Origin of the sequence: Lentzea sp. NBC_00516, assembly GCF_036346835.1 — a bacterium.
GTDB lineage: Bacteria > Actinomycetota > Actinomycetes > Mycobacteriales > Pseudonocardiaceae > Lentzea > Lentzea sokolovensis.
Window position 1 is genome coordinate 161867 of the sequence record NZ_CP107840.1, and the last position, 16638, is coordinate 178504.

General features: G+C 68.8%; 16 protein-coding genes. 7 read left to right on the top strand and 9 right to left on the bottom strand.

Going from position 1 to position 16638, the window contains the following annotated elements:
• Positions 1-16 precede the first annotated feature (16 nt).
• On the bottom strand, positions 17-982 hold the full coding sequence (locus OG205_RS00765) for an aldo/keto reductase (protein ID WP_330274258.1): 966 nt from the start codon (positions 980-982) through the stop codon (positions 17-19).
• Between the two features lie 177 nt (positions 983-1159).
• Here OG205_RS00765 and OG205_RS00770 point away from each other — a divergent pair, with 177 nt between their 5' ends.
• Entirely contained in the window at positions 1160-2053 is an 894-nt protein-coding gene (locus tag OG205_RS00770) for a polyprenyl synthetase family protein (protein ID WP_330274259.1), read from the top strand.
• On the opposite strand, the gene OG205_RS00775 is transcribed toward OG205_RS00770, so the two are convergent.
• A complete protein-coding gene (locus OG205_RS00775) occupies positions 1959-2807 on the bottom strand; it encodes an NAD-dependent epimerase/dehydratase family protein (RefSeq protein WP_330274260.1) in 849 nt (282 codons plus the stop codon). The genes OG205_RS00770 and OG205_RS00775 overlap by 95 nt on opposite strands.
• A gap of 15 nt (positions 2808-2822) precedes the next feature.
• Positions 2823-3722, bottom strand: coding sequence for an NADP-dependent oxidoreductase (locus OG205_RS00780; protein ID WP_330274261.1), 900 nt, complete (start codon positions 3720-3722; stop codon positions 2823-2825).
• Between the two features lie 139 nt (positions 3723-3861).
• Here OG205_RS00780 and OG205_RS00785 point away from each other — a divergent pair, with 139 nt between their 5' ends.
• Entirely contained in the window at positions 3862-5118 is a 1257-nt protein-coding gene (locus OG205_RS00785) for a LuxR C-terminal-related transcriptional regulator (RefSeq protein ID WP_330274262.1), read from the top strand.
• Here OG205_RS00785 and OG205_RS00790 read toward each other — a convergent pair.
• Positions 5115-5456: an iron chaperone gene (locus OG205_RS00790; RefSeq protein ID WP_319981291.1), complete on the bottom strand. Its 342-nt coding sequence runs from the start codon at positions 5454-5456 to the stop codon at positions 5115-5117. The genes OG205_RS00785 and OG205_RS00790 overlap by 4 nt on opposite strands.
• A 138-nt stretch (positions 5457-5594) precedes the next feature.
• Here OG205_RS00790 and icmF point away from each other — a divergent pair, with 138 nt between their 5' ends.
• On the top strand, positions 5595-8801 hold the full coding sequence (gene icmF, locus OG205_RS00795) for a fused isobutyryl-CoA mutase/GTPase IcmF (protein ID WP_330274263.1): 3207 nt from the start codon (positions 5595-5597) through the stop codon (positions 8799-8801).
• Between the two features lie 208 nt (positions 8802-9009).
• Here the strand turns inward: icmF and OG205_RS00800 are convergent, their stop codons facing one another.
• Positions 9010-9690 (bottom strand): MOSC domain-containing protein, encoded by a 681-nt coding sequence (locus OG205_RS00800; RefSeq protein WP_330274264.1) that lies wholly within the window; start codon positions 9688-9690, stop codon positions 9010-9012.
• A gap of 5 nt (positions 9691-9695) precedes the next feature.
• Positions 9696-10130 carry a nuclear transport factor 2 family protein gene (locus OG205_RS00805; protein ID WP_330274265.1) on the bottom strand — a complete coding sequence of 145 codons (435 nt, stop codon included), beginning with the start codon at positions 10128-10130 and terminating at the stop codon, positions 9696-9698.
• A 117-nt stretch (positions 10131-10247) separates the two neighbouring features.
• Between OG205_RS00805 and OG205_RS00810 the strand changes: the two genes are divergently transcribed.
• Positions 10248-10775 (top strand): CGNR zinc finger domain-containing protein, encoded by a 528-nt coding sequence (locus OG205_RS00810; protein ID WP_330274266.1) that lies wholly within the window; start codon positions 10248-10250, stop codon positions 10773-10775.
• A gap of 81 nt (positions 10776-10856) precedes the next feature.
• A complete protein-coding gene (locus tag OG205_RS00815; protein WP_330274267.1) occupies positions 10857-12014 on the top strand; it encodes a hypothetical protein in 1158 nt (385 codons plus the stop codon).
• 97 nt (positions 12015-12111) lie between these two features.
• Here OG205_RS00815 and OG205_RS00820 read toward each other — a convergent pair whose 3' ends face one another.
• A complete protein-coding gene (locus OG205_RS00820; RefSeq protein WP_330274268.1) occupies positions 12112-12762 on the bottom strand; it encodes a hypothetical protein in 651 nt (216 codons plus the stop codon).
• Between the two features lie 157 nt (positions 12763-12919).
• On the opposite strand from OG205_RS00820, the gene OG205_RS00825 reads away from it, so the two are divergent.
• Positions 12920-14485 (top strand): sensor histidine kinase, encoded by a 1566-nt coding sequence (locus OG205_RS00825; protein WP_330278075.1) that lies wholly within the window; start codon positions 12920-12922, stop codon positions 14483-14485.
• Here the strand turns inward: OG205_RS00825 and OG205_RS00830 are convergent.
• Complete coding sequence (locus OG205_RS00830; RefSeq protein ID WP_330274269.1) at positions 14482-15132, bottom strand: response regulator transcription factor; 651 nt, start codon at positions 15130-15132, stop codon at positions 14482-14484. The genes OG205_RS00825 and OG205_RS00830 overlap by 4 nt on opposite strands.
• Positions 15133-15216: 84 nt before the next feature.
• On the opposite strand from OG205_RS00830, the gene OG205_RS00835 reads away from it, so the two are divergent.
• On the top strand, positions 15217-16020 hold the full coding sequence (locus tag OG205_RS00835; RefSeq protein WP_330274270.1) for a universal stress protein: 804 nt from the start codon (positions 15217-15219) through the stop codon (positions 16018-16020).
• Here OG205_RS00835 and OG205_RS00840 read toward each other — a convergent pair.
• Positions 16007-16564: a YceI family protein gene (locus OG205_RS00840; protein WP_330274271.1), complete on the bottom strand. Its 558-nt coding sequence runs from the start codon at positions 16562-16564 to the stop codon at positions 16007-16009. The two genes, OG205_RS00835 and OG205_RS00840, sit on opposite strands and share 14 nt — an antisense overlap.
• Between the last annotated feature and the right edge of the window lie 74 nt (positions 16565-16638).

Consider the following 16638-nt stretch of genomic DNA (forward strand, 5'->3'; position numbering starts at 1 on the left):
ATCCGCTTTCGCGGAGTCAGGAGTGGCCAGCGATGCGGTGCGGCTGGTAGCCCGACTCCAGTTGCTCCACCTCGTCGTCGGTCAGCTCGAAGTCCAGCGCCGCCACCGCGTCGTCGAGTTGCGCGGGCTTGGTGATGCCGACGATCGGCGCCGTGACAACGGGATTGCGCCGCAACCAGGCCAGCGCGACCTGCGCCCGTGACACGCCGCGAGCGGTGGCGATGGCGGCGACCTGGTCGACGATCGCGCGGTCCGACTCCAGGTACAGAGTGGACCCGAACTCGTCGGTCTCGCTGCGCGCGGTCGTCGCGTCCCAGTCACGGACCAGGCGGCCACGGGCCAGCGGGCTCCACGGGATCACGGCGATGCCCTGGTCCGCGCAGAACGGCAGCATCTCGCGCTCCTCCTCGCGGTAGAGGAGGTTGTAGTGGTTCTGCATCGACACGAACCGCGTCCAGCCGTTCTGCCGTTGCGTGAACAACGCCTTGGCGAACTGCCACGCGTACATGGACGACGCACCGATGTAGCGTGCCTTGCCGGACTTCACGACGTCGTGCAGCGCTTCCAGCGTCTCCTCGAGAGGGACGGTGCCGTCGAAGCGGTGGATCTGGTAGAGGTCCACGTAGTCCGTGCCGAGCCTGCGCAACGAGTTGTCGATCTCGGCGAGGATCGACTTCCGCGACTGCCCGAAACCGTTGGGGCCCTCGTGCATCCGGTTGTGCACCTTGGTGGCGAGCACGATCTCCTCGCGCCGGGCGAAGTCGCGCAGCGCGGCGCCGGTGATCTCCTCCGACGAACCGGCCGAGTACACGTTCGCGGTGTCGAAGAAGTTGATGCCGGCGTCGAGCGCGGCCTTGATGAACGGCCGGGAGTCCTCTTCTGGCAGCGACCACGGGTGGCCGCCACGCTTCGGATCTCCGTAGCTCATCATGCCGAGACAGATCTCGGACACGTCCATGCCGGCGAGCTTGGTGTAGCGCATGGTCAGCCCCTCAGGAAAAAGACGATCACGGTCGGGTGATGGTGACGACAACCCGTCAACATCAACCTAGTCCGGCTCGCCGGATCGTGCCTCTGTTGAACACGTCAGTGGCTTTCGGTCCTGATTGTCCGACCAGCGGGTTTAGCGTCGTTTTCCCGGGGTTTGAGAGGAAAGCGCATGACGAGCATCGACCTGGTCGCGCCACCGCAGGACGTCCTGGAGCGCACCCGCGCCACGGTCGAGCCCTTGCTGCGGGCCGCGCTGGCGGAACTTCCGGACGAGACGCGCGAGGTGGTCGAGTTCGGCCTCGCCCGGCAGGACTTCTCGACGGCCGCGTTCGTGCTGCTCTCCGCCGAGGCCTTCGGTGACGCGGACGTGGCTCTGGTCGCGCTCGCGCTGGAGTTCGCGCACCTGCACGAACAACTGCACGTGGACCTCATGGCGCGCACGGGTGCGCGGGAGGTGTTCGGTGCGGACAGGACCGTCTCGGCGGCCGACGCGCTTCTCTCGCTGGCGTGCGCACGGCTCACCAAGCCCGGAGTGCTGATCCTCAACGTCGCGCTGATGTCCGTTGTGGACGGTTACGTCCAGGAGATCGAGATGGACGAACGCGACGACGTGGACATGGCCGAGTACCTGGGCGTGGCGGCGGCCAAGAGCAGTTCGCTCACCGCGGCGGCCTGTGAGCTCGGCGCACTGGCCGCCGGTGCGAGCGCGAGCCAGGCGGGCCACCTCAGGGAGTTCGGCGACGACATCGGCCTGGCGCGCAGGCACGTGGACGACGTGCTGGCCCCGGACACCGACCGTCGCACGCTCCCGATGGCGGCGGCGATCAGCTCCGGCATGACCGTCGACGGCGGGCGGAAGTGGTGCGAGCAGCAGGCCGAACTGCTGCTCGCCCGCGCCCTGCACCACCTGAGGCAGTGCGGTCCCAGGGCGCTGGCCGCGGACGAGCTGGCCTCGCTCGCCAGGACGGTCACGACCGCCAGGTGTGCACCGGCTCGAACCCCAGCACCCGTCGTGCCTTCTCAATCGACAGCAGAGTCTCGTGCGGACCAAACTCTCGCTTGATCGGCACGCCCGGATAGACCTGCGCGACCAACTCGTCGTTCGGCGTCGTCATGCACGTGTCGGCGTTCGCGATGATGAACACGTCGAAACCCGTGGCGTCGTGGGCCAACGCTTTGCGCACAGCCTGCGCACCATCGCGTGCGTCGATGTAGGACCAGAGGTTCCACTTGCGTGCGAAGGGGTCGGCGTCGAACGGGAAGCGCTCGTAGTCGTGTGGCTCCATGACGTTCGAGAACCGCAAACCGATGATCTTCATCGACGGCTCCCAGCGGCAGAACTGCTGGGCGAGTGTCTCGTCCACCAGCTTGCCCAGCGAGTACGACGTCTCCGGGCGTCCCGCGTACTCCTCGTCGACCGGGATGTAGGGCGGAGGAGTGTCGAACGGCAAGCCGAGCACCGTCTCGCTGGACGCCCACACGACGTTGCGCACGCCCGCCAGCCGTGCGGCGGCAAACACGTTGTACGTGCTTGTCACGTTGTTGTGGAACGTGCGCGCGTTGGGCGCCACGCCCGGACCGGGGATCGCCGCCAGGTGCACGACGGCGTCCAGCCCGGCGTACCTGTCGTCGATTCCGCTGATCGCCTCCACGACCTGGCCGTAGTCGGTGAGGTCGACGCGGGTGAACTCGCCTTGGGGAACCGGGGGAGCGGCCTGGTCCAGGTTGTGGACCTCCCAGCCGTTCGCCAGCAGGTCGGCCACGACGGCGCGCCCGAGCTTGCCGCTTCCTCCGGTCACCGCGACACGTTGAGTCATGGGTCAATCATTACCTCACGGGCGCAGCACGACCTTGCCCTCCGCGTGACCGGTCGCGCTCAGCTCCTGCGCCTTGCCCGCGTCGGCCAGCGGCAGGCTCTGCGCGACCCGCACGGCGAGCTTGCCGTCGGCGGCGAGCCGGGCGTACTCGGCGAGCCGGGCACCGAACGGGCCACCGCCGCCGGAGAACGTGACGCCGTGCTCGGCGGCCGCGGGATCGGCGATGGTGACGATCCGGTCGGTGCCGCCGCGCAGCTCGATCGACAACGGCAGGTCGCCCGCTCCGGCGGCGTCGAACACGGCGTCGACCCCGTTCGGCGCGGCGGCGCGGACGCGGTCGCCGAGCCCGTCCCCGTAGGCGACCGGGACGGCGCCGAGGGAACGCAGGTAGTCGTGGTTGCGAGGCGAGGCGGTGCCGATGACCGTGGCGCCGCGAGCCACCGCGAGCTGCACCGCGACCGCGCCGACGACACCGGCCGCCCCGTGCAGGAGCACGGTGTCGCCCGCCTCGACCTTGAGGATGTCGAGCACGCGGACCGAGGTCTCGACGGCCACGGGCAGTGCGGCGGCGGTGTCCCAGTCGAGGTTCGCGGGCTTGGGGGCGAAGTCGCCGGCCACGGCGTATTCGGCGTAGGCACCGGTGGCCCAACCCAGGACCTCGTCGCCCACGGAGACGCCGGTGACGCCCTCGCCGATCTCGTCGACGACCCCGGCGGCCTCCAGGCCGGGAGTGACGGGGAAGGGAGGCGTCATCTCCGGGGGCATCCAGCCGTTGCGGATCTTGGAGTCCAGCGGGTTGACGGCCGCGGCGACGACCTTCAGCCGCACCTGTCCCGGTCCGGCGTGCGGCTCTTCGACGTCGGTCAGGTTCAGCACTTCCGGGCCGCCGAACGTGGTGTAGGTGATCGCCTTCATGGCTGACTCCAGAGCTTCGTCTTTTGGTTGACATGTCAACACTAGCGCTGTCTCAGGTCTGCTGCCCCCGTACTTCGGCTAGTCCCGCCTAGTCGAACGGCCAGCCGGTCACCTGGTCGGGCGGACTAGCCTGGAATCCATGGACCTGTCAAAGGCCGCCGAGGTGATCCAGGCGCCGTTGTGCGAGACGTTGTCGCAGCTGTCGGCGGCCTTCGCCGGGGCCATTCCGCACCGGGCGATCTCCGAGCTGTCCAACTGCTCGTTCGCGCCGTTCAAGTTCCGCGGCGAGTCACCGGGGCCGTCCGTCACGATCGCCGACATCGCCGCACTGAGGTCGCTGGCAGGGGAGAACGGGCCCTGGCAGGGCCGGGCGGTCCTGGCCGGAGCCGAGGTCCCGGTCGTGGTGCTGGTGAGTGCCTTCTCCGTGCCGAGCGCGCTCCTGGTGCTCCTGCGCTCCGAGGACACCCCGGTGCCCGACACGGACCTGACGTCGGCCAACGCGCTGTGGGACGTCGTCACCGCGCACATGGAGGCCCTGCGCAACGAGGCCGTGCCCGCGACTATCGCCGTGTCTCGGGCAGCTGCTGCGGCGCGTGCCGTGGCCATCTCAGATCTCGGTGACGCGTACGGAGCCTCGTTGACCGCCCTGCTCGGCGTGCTGCGCGACCGCGACGTGGACGACGCACCTGCCCGTGCGCGTGCCGTCGACCTCGCTGTCACCGCGCTGGTCGAACTGCGTGCGCACGCCGACCTCGACCGGGCGCAGACCGAGGAACGCACCGGCGACGCCTTCGAACGGCTCGCCGAGTCGCTGCGCCGCGTCCTGCGCGGCCGGGACGTGCGGCTGGACCTGGGCACACCCGGTGCGGAGGAGGGCGCGGACCGCGTTCTGCCGACCGACATCGCCTCCACGGCCGGCGCGGTCGTCCGGTCCTCCGTGCACGCGATGCTGGACGACCAGCGGGGCGTGCACCGGATCCACATCGGCTGGAAGATCGTCGGGACGGTGCTGAGGGCGACCGTGCGCGACGACGGCCCCGGCACCCTGTCCTGCGGCAGCCTCGACGCGCGCCGCGTCGCCGAACGCCTCGGGCCGCTCGGAGGCAAAGTCGAGGTCGACGCCGTGCCGGAGTGGGGAACGACGGTGACGATCGAGGTGCCGCTCGGCCCGCCGGAGAGCCCGCGCGAGGACCCGTTGACCGTGCTGGGCGCGCGGGAACTGGAGGTGCTGGGTCAGCTCGCCCGCGGCCGCCGCAACCGCGACATTGCCGGTGACCTGCACATCAGCGAGTCCACGGTGAAGTTCCACGTGGCGAAGATCCTGGAGAAGCTGGGCGTCGGCTCCCGCGGCGAAGCGGCCGCCCTTGCCCACGAGTGGGGAGCGAACGCTCGCTAGCCGATCTCGCCGAGCCGCTGCCGGATCAGGTCGCGCACCACGTCGTCGGGCAGCGGCATGTCCGTCGTGAACCGGATCGTGCCCTTCGAGAGCGAGTAGCCGGTCAGCCGCTCGCGCACCACGTCCACCGCGGCCGGGCTGAACGGGAACACGGCCAGGTGGTCCCTCGCCGCCTTGAACCCGAGCAGCGGCTTGCCCTTGTGCCGAAGCGCGGCCAGGCCGTAGCTCAGGCCCTGCTCGGCGTCCGGCGCCAACTCCTCCGCGAGTGCCCTGACCCGTTCGAACGCGGCTCGCGCCGGGGCGTCGAGCGAGGCGAAGTAGTCGTCCACGTCGGCCATGCCGCGCACGCTACCTGGGCGAAGTGCTCCGCGAGCGAACCTGTGGGCATTGCCTGGATCATGTCGGTTTCCTGCTCGATACAGAGACCTGGACCACGCTCAGTTGCACGTCCAATAGTAGGAAGTCAAACTATTCTCATGGCGACCACTCTGCACAAGCCGGTGAACCCGGTGCGCTTTGTGACCGCGTCCAGCCTGTTCGACGGCCACGACGCGGCTATCAACATCATGCGGAGGATCCTGCAGTCGCAGGGTGCGGAGGTCATCCACCTCGGGCACAACCGGTCCGTGGTGGAGGTCGTCAACGCGGCGATCCAGGAGGACGCGCAGGGCATCGCCATCAGCGCGTACCAGGGCGGGCACGTCGAGTACTTCTCGTACCTGGTGGAACTCCTGCGCGAACGCGGCGCCGGGCACATCAGGGTCTACGGCGGCGGTGGCGGCGTCATCGTCCCGGAGGAGATCGAGCTGCTGCACTCGCGCGGGGTCGCGCGGATCTTCTCGCCGCAGGACGGGCAGACGCTCGGCCTCGCGCGCATGATCAACCTGATGATCGAGGAGTGCGACCACGCGCTCACGGCGCCGTTCAGCCACGACGCGCTGCTGACGGGGGCGGACGAGGCCCTGGCGCGCGCGATCACGCACATCGAGGCCGGCAGCGCCGAGGGCATCGAGACCACCCGCAAGGTCCCCGTGCTGGGCATCACCGGTACCGGTGGCTCCGGCAAGTCGTCGCTCACCGACGAGCTCGTGCGCCGCTTCCGGCTCGACCAGCAGGACAAGCTGCGCATCGCCGTGCTCGCCGTCGACCCGACGCGCCGCCGTGGCGGTGGCGCGCTGCTCGGCGACCGCATCCGGATGAACTGCCTCGACGGCGACCGCGTGTTCTTCCGTTCGCTGGCAACGCGCCGTGCGGGCAGCGAGATCCCGGACGGCCTGGAGCGGGCCATCGTGGCGTGCAAGGCGTCCGGTGCCGATCTGGTCATCGTCGAGACGCCCGGTATCGGTCAGGGTGACGCGGCCATCGTGCCGTTCGTCGACTTCTCGCTGTACGTGATGACGCCGGAGTTCGGTGCCGCGTCACAGCTCGAGAAGATCGACATGCTCGACTACGCGGACGCCGTGGCGATCAACAAGTTCGAGCGTCGCGGTGCTGAGGACGCGCGCCGTGACGTCGCACGGCAGATGGTGCGCAACCGCGAGGCGTTCGGCGTCAAGTGGGAGGAGATGCCGGTCTACGGCACGTCCGCCGCGACGTTCAACGACGACGGCGTGACGGCGCTCTACCAGTTCCTGCGTGACGGACTGGTCGAACACGGTCTCGCGGTGGAAGAGGGCTCTCTCGCGACGGTCAACGGCAAGACGTCGACGTCCGCGTCCACGATCGTGCCCGCTTCTCGTGCGCGCTACCTGTCCGACATCGCGGACACCGTGCGCGGCTACCACCGCAAGACCGACGAACAGGTCGGTGCTGTGCGCACGCACACCCAGCTCTCCGCAGCACAGAAGGCCTTGGAAGCCGCGGGCAAGGGCGTCACGGACATCGCCGAACTCGCCGACGCCGCCGAGCGCAAGGTCGGCCGCGACACCGCGGACCTGCTCCAGGCGTGGCCGGCGACGGTGGAGCAGTACTCCGGCGACGAGCTCGTGTTCAAGGTGCGGGACAAGGAGATCCACACCAGGCTGACGCGGGAGACGTTGTCCGGCAACCAGGTCCGCCGGGTCAGCCTGCCGCGCTACGACGACGAGGGCTCGCTGCTGCGGTTCCTGCGCAAGGAGAACCTGCCGGGCTTCTTCCCGTACACGGCAGGCGTCTTCCCGTTCAAGCGCGAGGGCGAGGACCCGGCCCGCATGTTCGCGGGCGAGGGCGACGCGTTCCGCACCAACCGCCGCTTCAAGTACCTGTCGAAGGGCAATCCGGCCACGCGCCTGTCGACGGCGTTCGACTCGGTGACGCTCTACGGCCGCGACCCCGACACCCCGCCGGACGTCTACGGCAAGATCGGCACCTCCGGCGTCTCGATCGCGTCGCTGGACGACATGAAGGCGCTCTACGACGGCTTCGACCTCGTGGCGCCGACGACGTCCGTGTCGATGACGATCAACGGCCCGGCACCGACGATCCTCGCCTACTTCCTGAACACGGTGATCGACCAGGAGGTCGGGAAGTTCAAGGACGCGGAAGGCCGTGAGCCGAACGCGGAGGAGTACGAGAAGGTCAGGGCCTCCGCGCTGGCCAACGTCCGCGGCACCGTTCAGGCCGACATCCTCAAGGAGGACCAGGGCCAGAACACCTGCATCTTCTCCACGGAGTTCTCGCTGCGCATGATGGCGGACATCCAGGAGTGGTTCATCCAGCAGCAGATCCGCAACTTCTACTCGGTGTCGATCTCCGGCTACCACATCGCCGAGGCCGGGGCGAACCCCATCTCGCAGCTCGCTTTCACCTTGGCCAACGGCTTCACCTACGTCGAGTCGTACCTGGCGCGCGGCATGAACATCGACGACTTCGCGCCGAACCTGTCGTTCTTCTTCTCCAACGGCATGGACGCCGAGTACAGCGTCATCGGCCGGGTGGCACGCCGGATCTGGGCCGTGGCCATGCGCGACCGCTACGGCGCCGCGGAGCGTTCGCAGAAGTTCAAGTACCACGTGCAGACGTCCGGCCGTTCGCTGCACGCGCAGGAGATGGACTTCAACGACATCCGCACGACGCTGCAGGCGTTGTGCGCGCTGTACGACAACTGCAACTCCTTGCACACCAACGCGTACGACGAGGCGATCACCACTCCCACGGAGTCGTCCGTCCGCCGCGCGATGGCCATCCAGATGATCATCAACAAGGAGTGGGGCCTCTCGGCGAACGAGAACCCGCTGCAGGGCTCGTTCGTCATCGACGAGCTGACCGACCTCGTCGAAGAGGCCGTGCTGCTGGAGTTCGACCGCATCTCCGAACGCGGCGGCGTGCTCGGCGCGATGGAGACCGGCTACCAGCGTGGCCGCATCCAGGACGAGTCGATGCTCTATGAACAGCGCAAGCACGACGGCTCGCTGCCGTTGATCGGCGTCAACACCTTCCTGCCGGAGGACGGCACACGCGAGGTCGTGAAGATCGAGCTCGCGCGCGCCACCGAGGAGGAGAAGGAGTCGCAGGTCGACCGCACCCGCGCCTACCAGGCGGCGCACCGCGACGAGGCCCAGAAGGCGCTGGCCCGCCTGCGCGAGGTGGCGCAGACGAACGAGAACGTGTTCGCCGTGCTGATGGACGCCGCCCGCGTCTGCACGCTCGGCCAGATCACCGAGGCGTTCTTCGAGGTGGGCGGCCAGTACCGGCGCAACATCTGAGTGCGTTGACGGAACGGGCACGGCTCGTTCCGTCAACAGTCCTGGGGGACTCGAATGAGACGCGTTCAGTTCTGGCTGCGCTGGTGCGGCGCTGACGCTCGCTGCCGGGCCGGCCGCACCCGCCTCGGCCACCCATCGTGTGGGCAGTCCGGCGGAGTGCGACTACTGCTTCATCGAGGCGATCCGCATCACCCGCTCGGACTGACGGCTAGACCGCGTAGGGCCGGCCGACGATCCACCCGCCGATGCGGTCGGGGAGTTCGTCGGTCGGCACCAGCTCGACGGTGTCGCCGACGTCGACCACACCCGGCTGGATCACCCAGCTGTCCAGGCACAGCACGCCACCGAACTCGTGCCGGATGCGCCGGTGCACGTCGAGGTCCTGCGCGCCGGTGTCCGGGTCGATCGTCGTGACCACGCACCGGGCCCGCTTCTGGTACATCCCGATCACCACGTCGCCGACCACCAGTGCGTGCCCCGGCCAGCCGTCCTCCTCGCCGGCCTCGACGCCGCCGATGAGGATGTTGGGCCGCAGCCGCCGCACGTCGACGCCCGCCGCCTCGACCTGGCCGTCCGTCGCCACCAGGACGTTGAGCACGTCGAAGCGCTCCGGGCCGGTGTAACGGGTCAGCCTGCCGCCGTACGGCAGCACCTTCTCGTGAGCCTGCCAGCTGTCCCAGGGATGTCCGTCGACCAGCGGGCCGTCCGGGCCGGTGGAGGCGGGGATGGTGAGCAGTCCGTACCGCGTGCGCCCGGTCAGGACGCCGCGCGGGCCCTGCACGTGCACGAGCCGGTCGCCCTCCACGCCGTCCGGGGTGAACGTGGCCTGCTGGAGTGGTTCGCCGCCCAGTGACTTCACCGGGAAGCGCCACAGTGCTTTGACGTGCACGTTCCTCACTCCTGCGGGATCTCGTAGGTCGAGCTGGGGTCGATGCGGCGGTCGGCTTCGGCGATCTTCACGTCGTTGATGCTCGCCTCGCGCCTGCTCATCAGGCCGGACTCGGCGAACTCCCAGTTCTCGTTGCCGTAGCTGCGCCACCACTGGCCCTCGTCGTCGTGCCACTCGTACTGGAAGCGCACGGCGATGCGGTTGTCGCTGAACGCCCACAGCGACTTGCGCAGCACGTACTCGTGCTCGCGCTCCCACTTCTTCGTCAGGAACGCGACGATCTCGTCGGTGCCGTGGACGAAGTCGGACCTGTTGCGCCACACCGAATCCGGCGTGTAGGCGCCGGCGACGCGCTGCGGGTCCTTCGTGTTCCAGGCGTCCTGGGCCGCCTGCACCTTGAGCCGGGCGGTCTCGGCGTCGAACGGGGGCACGAGTTTCACGACGGTCCTTCCAACGGTTGGGCGACGCTGCAAACGTTAGAACGAGATTCTAACGGATGCAAGCCTGTGTTACCGTTAGTCGTGCTGACGCCCGACGAACCCCGTCCGGTCCTGTTGATGAACACCATCTGGGCCAATCGGTCGCAGGTGCACGACGACCTGACGACTGTCGGTGGGCTCCGCGACTTTCTGGGGGGGCCGGCGGATCAGGCCGACCTGACGGCGTTCCGCGCGTTGCGGCAGGCGCTCCGGGACCTCGCGGGCGTGCTCACCGAGGACACGCGTCCGGTCGCGCAGGATCGTGACCTCGAACGGGCCGTGGGTGAGGTCAACCGTGCGGCGCGCAGCGCGCAGCGATGGCCGCAACTGGCCGTGCAAGAAGGGAAGCTGTTGCGGCTCAACGAAAGTGAGGGCTCGCTCGCGGATCGTGAGCGCGCTTCGATCGCCGCGGAGGCCGTGGAGCTGTTCACCGGCGAGGAGAGAGTTCTGTTGCGCGCCTGTTATGCGCCGGGCTGCGTGCTGTACTTCGTGAAGGACCATCCGCGCCGTGAATGGTGCTCGCCGTCGTGCGGCAACAGGGTCCGCGCGGCCCGACACTACCGGCGCAATCGGGGTGAATCCCCTGGTCCGAACGGGTTTTCCTGATCAGCGGGGGTAAACATGAGCCGCCCCGGTTCCGATTAAACGGACAACAGTTGGGCGCGTTTTGTGTGGTGGTGATCCGCGATGTCCCGAGAATCCGTGCCAGGTCACGACATCAGCTATCACCTCGTCTGCTTCGACGAGACAGGTAACGAGCGGGGGCGCGACAGCGCGGACGTCCTGTACGACGCCCGCCGCGGTGTCACCGACATCTTCTTCTTCATCCACGGGTGGAACGGCGACGTGCCGGCCGCCCGCGAACAGTACGGGCGGTGGGTCGCGACGATGGCCGGCTGCCGCGCCGAACGTGAAGCGGCGCATGGGCTTCCGGGCGGGTTCAAGTCCCTGCTCGTCGGCCTGCACTGGCCGTCGAAGGCGTGGGGCGACGAGGACGTGCGGTCGGACGAGTTCATCAAGGCACAGGCCCAGCGTCTCGGCGGAGGCGCAGGCCGCACGGCCGCGGTGCGCACGATCGTCGAGGCCGCGCGGCAACACCCGTGCCGGATGTCCGGTGCGGTCAAACAGGCCTACGACTACCTCGAGAGCTCGGTTCCCGACCTGCCGGGCGAGGACGGGATGACGTTCGACGCCGAGCAGCTCTACCGCGCGTGCCTGGAGGATCCGGCGCTGGGCGGGATCCTGTCGCCGTTGCGGATCCTGACGTTCTGGAAGATGAAGCGCCGCGCCAAGGTGTTCGGCGAGAGCGGCGCCGCGAGGATCGCCCGCGAGGTCGCTCAGGCCGCCCCAAACGCGCGCGTCCACCTGATGGGCCACAGCTTCGGCTGCATCACCGCGACCGCCATGGCGAACGTCGTGCCCGCCGCGACGCTGACCCTGGTGCAGGGCGCGATGTCGCTCTGGTCGTTCGCCGAACGGCTGCCCGGCGAACCCGGTTCCGGCTACTTCCGCGGCGTGCTCGGCCGCGTGCCCGGCCCGATCATCGTCACCACGTCGTCGAACGACTACGCCATCGGCAGGTTCTACCCGCTGGCCGCGCGATCGGGCCGCCAGGTCGACCTGGACGAGTACCCGAAGTACGGCGGCCTCGGCTCACACGGCGTGCAGGGCACATACGCCCACGGCCACAACATCGGATCTCCCGGCGAGCTGCAGCGCGGGCAGGTGCACAACGTCGACTGCACGTCGGTGATCCGCCGCATCGACGGAATCGCCGGTGCGCACAACGACATCTGTCATCCGGAACTGGCGCGACTGCTCTGGAAGGCGGTGATGGTCCGGTAGCCGGTCCGTTCTCAGAGACACGCAAGGTTGCGTCGTCCATTGCGGATAGTCGCTGCCTTCGCGTTGGCACGACCTGACCGTGCCACTTGGGCGCGGTCTACTGCGCGCCCAGCCGCAGGACCATCTGCGGCACCAGCGTGCTGCCGAGGCACTGGCGCAGGTCCGCGCGCAACGCGGCCAGGTCCACCGCGGCGAGCGCGGGGGAGACGTCGAACCCCATCGTCCCCGCCGTCAGGATCACGCGCTGCATCGCTTGCCCCGCACGGATTTCCGCCGCCGCACCCTGGTTGAACGTGCACAGCACCAGCTCGGTCCCGCTCCGCACGTGCAGCCACGCTCGTTCGACCTCGGCCGCCCGCGACAGCAACCCGCGCCAGGAGGCCAGCTCGGGAAACGCCGTCCACGCGCGACGGTTCGTGCGCAGGGAGTGCAGCAACGCCAGCACGTCCGGACTCGGCTCCTGGTACCCGCCGAGCCTGATGGCCGCGGCCGCGTCGTGCGCGCTCGGCCCCGGCAGCAACGTCACCAGTGGACGGATGCCGTGCCCCTGCAGTGCCAGCCGGACGTTGAGCAGCGCGACCCCGCAGGCAACACGCGTCTCCCGGCCGTGCGGGGTGGAGGTGTGCAGTTCGATCTGTTCGGGCCGCACCTCGAACCGCACGCCCGAGACCGAGTCCCTCGCAAGCGCCAGGACGGCACGCACGTCCTCACCCGCAAGTCCGAGTGAGCCGGGCACAGCGATCGTCATGCGCCCACTCTGCGGCCGGGGACGTAGATCGACCACGGTCGAAGGTCCTCACTTACTAGGGCCGTGAGTTGTCGGAAAATGTGCGAATCTAGGCGGCGTGCCTGACGTGCCTGGTCGCCGCGACCTCGACGAGCTGCTCGACGAGGTTCGAGACCGCATGGACGAGATCGTGACCACCCGCGACCAGATGCAGGAGCTCCTCGGCGCCATGCTCGCCGTCGCGTCGGGTCTGGAGCTCAAGCCGACGTTGCTGCGCATCGTCCAGGCCGCCGCCGACCTCGTGGGCGCCCGCTACGGCGCGCTGGGCGTGCTCGGCACCCGGGACGACCTGTCCGAGTTCATGCACGTCGGGGTGGACGAGGTGACGCGCGCGTCGATGGGCCACCTGCCCGAGGGCAAGGGCTTGCTCGGGCTGCTCATCAAGGACCCGACGCCACTGCGCCTGCGCGACCTCGCACGGCACGAGATGTCCGTCGGCTTCCCGCCCAACCATCCGCCGATGCACAGCTTTCTGGGCGTGCCCGTGCGCGTGCGCGACGAGGTGTTCGGCAACCTCTACATGACCGAGAAGATCGGCGCCGCCGAGTTCACCGCCGATGACGAGGCCGTGCTGCAGGCCCTGGCCGCGGCCGCCGGCATCGCGATCGAGAACGCCCGCCTGTTCGAACGCTCCCGCATGCGTGAGCGGTGGCTGGAGGCGATCGGGGAGGTCAACTCCGAACTGCTCGGTGGCGCGTCCGGCGAGTACGCGCTGCGCCTGATCACCCAGCGCACCGTCGAACTCGCGAGCGCGGACTCGGCCCTCGTCGTGCTCGGCGACGGCCACGACACGCCGCTGTCCATCGCCGCGAGCGCGGGCGTGAAGATCGAGAACTTCACCGCCGCCGACTACGCGGTCGACGAGGTGGTCCGTTCCGGGGTCCCGCTGCTGGTGGACGACCTGGGCACGGCGTTCGGCCCCGCACTGGCCGTGCCGCTGCGGTCCGAGATGGGTGTCACGGGCGCGCTGGTCGTGCTGCGCCTCAGCGGCGAGACGCGCTTCCTGCCCGACCAGGTGCCGATGCTGGCGTCGTTCGCCGACCAGGCCGCCGTCGCCCTGGAGTTCGCCGAACAGCAACGCTCGCAACGCCTGCTCGACGTCCTGGAGGACCGCGACCGCATCGCCCGCGACCTGCACGACCACGTGATCCAGCGGCTGTTCGTCACCGGCCTCACCCTGCAGGCCACCATGCGCCGCATCACCGAACCCGACGTCGCCTCCCGCCTGCGGACGGCCGTCGAGCAGCTGGACGAGACCGTCCGCGAGATCCGCACGTCCATCTTCGACCTGCACTCGACGGACAACACCTCGCTGCGGCGCAGACTCCTGGACCTCGTCGCCGGTCTGACCGAGGCGACGCACCTCAAGCCGTCCGTCCGCATGTCCGGCACCGTGGACAACTCCGTGCCACCCGAACTCGCCGAACACGTCGAGGCCGTGGTGCGCGAGGCCGTCACGAACTGCGTCCGGCACGCGTCCGCGACCGAACTGACGGTGCTCATCGACGCCGGTGACGACGTCGTGATCACCGTGCAGGACAACGGGGTCGGCATTCCGGCCGACGCCGCCAGGAGCGGGCTGCGCAACCTCGCCCACCGCGCGACCAAGTTCGGCGGGTCACTGGAGGTGCGGGCGACGGAAGGTGGCGGCGCCTGCCTGGTGTGGCGCGTGCCCCTCGGCTAATGGGGCCTGTCGACGTCCTTGCGGAACTGCGACGCGAACACGGCTGCCTGCGTGCGGCGTTGCATGCCGAGCTTCGCCAGCAGGTGCGAGACGTAGTTCTTGACGGTCTTCTCGGCCAGGAACATGCGCTCGGCGATCTGCCGGTTCGTCAGGCCTTCGCCGATGAGGTCGAGGACCGTGCGCTCCTGCTCGCTGAGCATGCGCAGCGGGTCGCCCTCCTCGCGTTCGCGGCGGATTCGGTTGAGCAGCGCGGAAGTCGTGCGAGCATCCAGAAGGGACTGTCCCGCTGCGACGGTGCGGACGGCGTTGACCAGGTCGGCGCCGAGGATCTGCTTCAGCACGAAGCCGGAGGCGCCGGCCATGATCGCGTCGAAGAGGGCCTCGTCGTCCGCGAAGCTCGTCAGCATCAGGCACTGCAGGCCGGGGATCCGGCTGCGCAGTTCGCGGCACAGTTCGATGCCGTTGCCGTCCGGAAGCCTGATGTCGAGCACTGCCACGTCGGCCTGGGCACCCGGCACCTTGGCCAGAGCCTCCGTGACCGACGCGGCGTCACCGACCACCAGCAGATCGGACTCCTCGCCGAGCAGGTCCGCTATGCCACGCCGGACGATCTCGTGGTCGTCGACGAGGAAAACACGCGTCGCCATGAGGGCCACGGTAGCCCAAAGACCCTGACATGAGGGGACCAACGGCACACGGCTCACTGCGACGATCGGGCCTACTTTGGGATCATGAGCAGACTTCCCGTGGTCGTCGGAGTCGACGGTTCCTCGTCCGCGCTCGCCGCGGTGGCGTGGGCCGCTCGGTCGTGCGCGCATCACGGTGCGCCGTTGCGGTTGGTGCACGCATACACGTTGCCGACGCGCGGGTATCCCGAAGTCATCTCATCGGCGCGTGACCTGCGTTCCGCCATGTACGACCAAGGGCGGATGTGGCTTTCTCAGGCCGTTGCCGTCGCACGGGCGGAAGCACCTGATGTGTCCGTGGAGCACGACCTGCGGATGGAACACCCCACGCCCGTGTTGATCGCGGAGTCTGCACGCGCACGCGAGGTGGTGGTGGGGTCGCACGGACTGGGCGGGTTCACCGGAGCGTTGGTCGGCTCAACGGCCGTGGCGCTGTCGATTCACGGTGAGTGTCCCGTGGTGGTGGTCAGAGGCAGTCAGCACGACGGCCCCGTGGTGGTGGGTGTCGACCTCTCGCCCGAGTCGGACCCGGCCATCGGCTTCGGGTTCGAGGAGGCGGCGGCGTCCGGGGTGGCGCTGGTGGCGGCGATGGCGCACGTCGACGAGCAGTCGTCGCTGCTGAACGCGCGCATGTCCGGGTGGCAGGAGAAGTACCCGGACGTCGCGGTGGAACAACTCGTGGTGGGGGAGCGGCCGATTCCGTTGCTCCTGAAGCTCGGGCAACGGGCCGGGCTGCTCGTCGTCGGGTCTCGGGGGCGTGGCGGATTCGCCGGGATGCTGCTCGGATCTACCTCGCAGGCCCTGATCTACCACGCCCCGTGCCCGGTGGCCGTCGTCAGGCCTGCTTGATCGCCGAGATCTCGAACTCGAGGACGACCTTCTCGCTCACCAGCACGCCACCGGTCTCCAGGGCGGCGTTCCAGGTCACGCCGTAGTCCTTGCGGTTGATGGTGTGCGAGCCCTCGAAGCCCACGCGGGTGTTGCCGAACGGGTCGACGGCCACGCCCTCGAAGGCGAACGGGATGGTGATGCTCTTGGTGACGTCCTTGATGGTGAGGTCACCCGTGATCTCGAAGTTGTCGTCGTCGATCTGCTTGGCGGAGGTCGAGACGAACTTGATCTCCGGGTACTCCTCGACGGCGAGGAAGTCGTTGGTGGTCAGGTGACCGTCGCGCTGCGCGTTGCGGGTGTCGATGCTGGCGACCTTCAGGGTCACCTCGGCGGTGGTGTTGTCCGGCTTGTCACCGTCGATGGAGATCTTGCCGTCGAACTCGTTGAACGCACCGCGAACCTTGGTGACCATCGCGTGGCGCGCGACGAAGCCGATGCGGGAGTGCGAGGCGTCGATGACGTAGTCGCCGGTCAGTTCGGAGAGGTTGGTGGCGGTGGTCATGGTGTCAAGTCCTTCGGTTGCTCGATTTGGTTGAAGTGTCACTCACCCTGCCGGAACGTGGATGATGTGTCAAC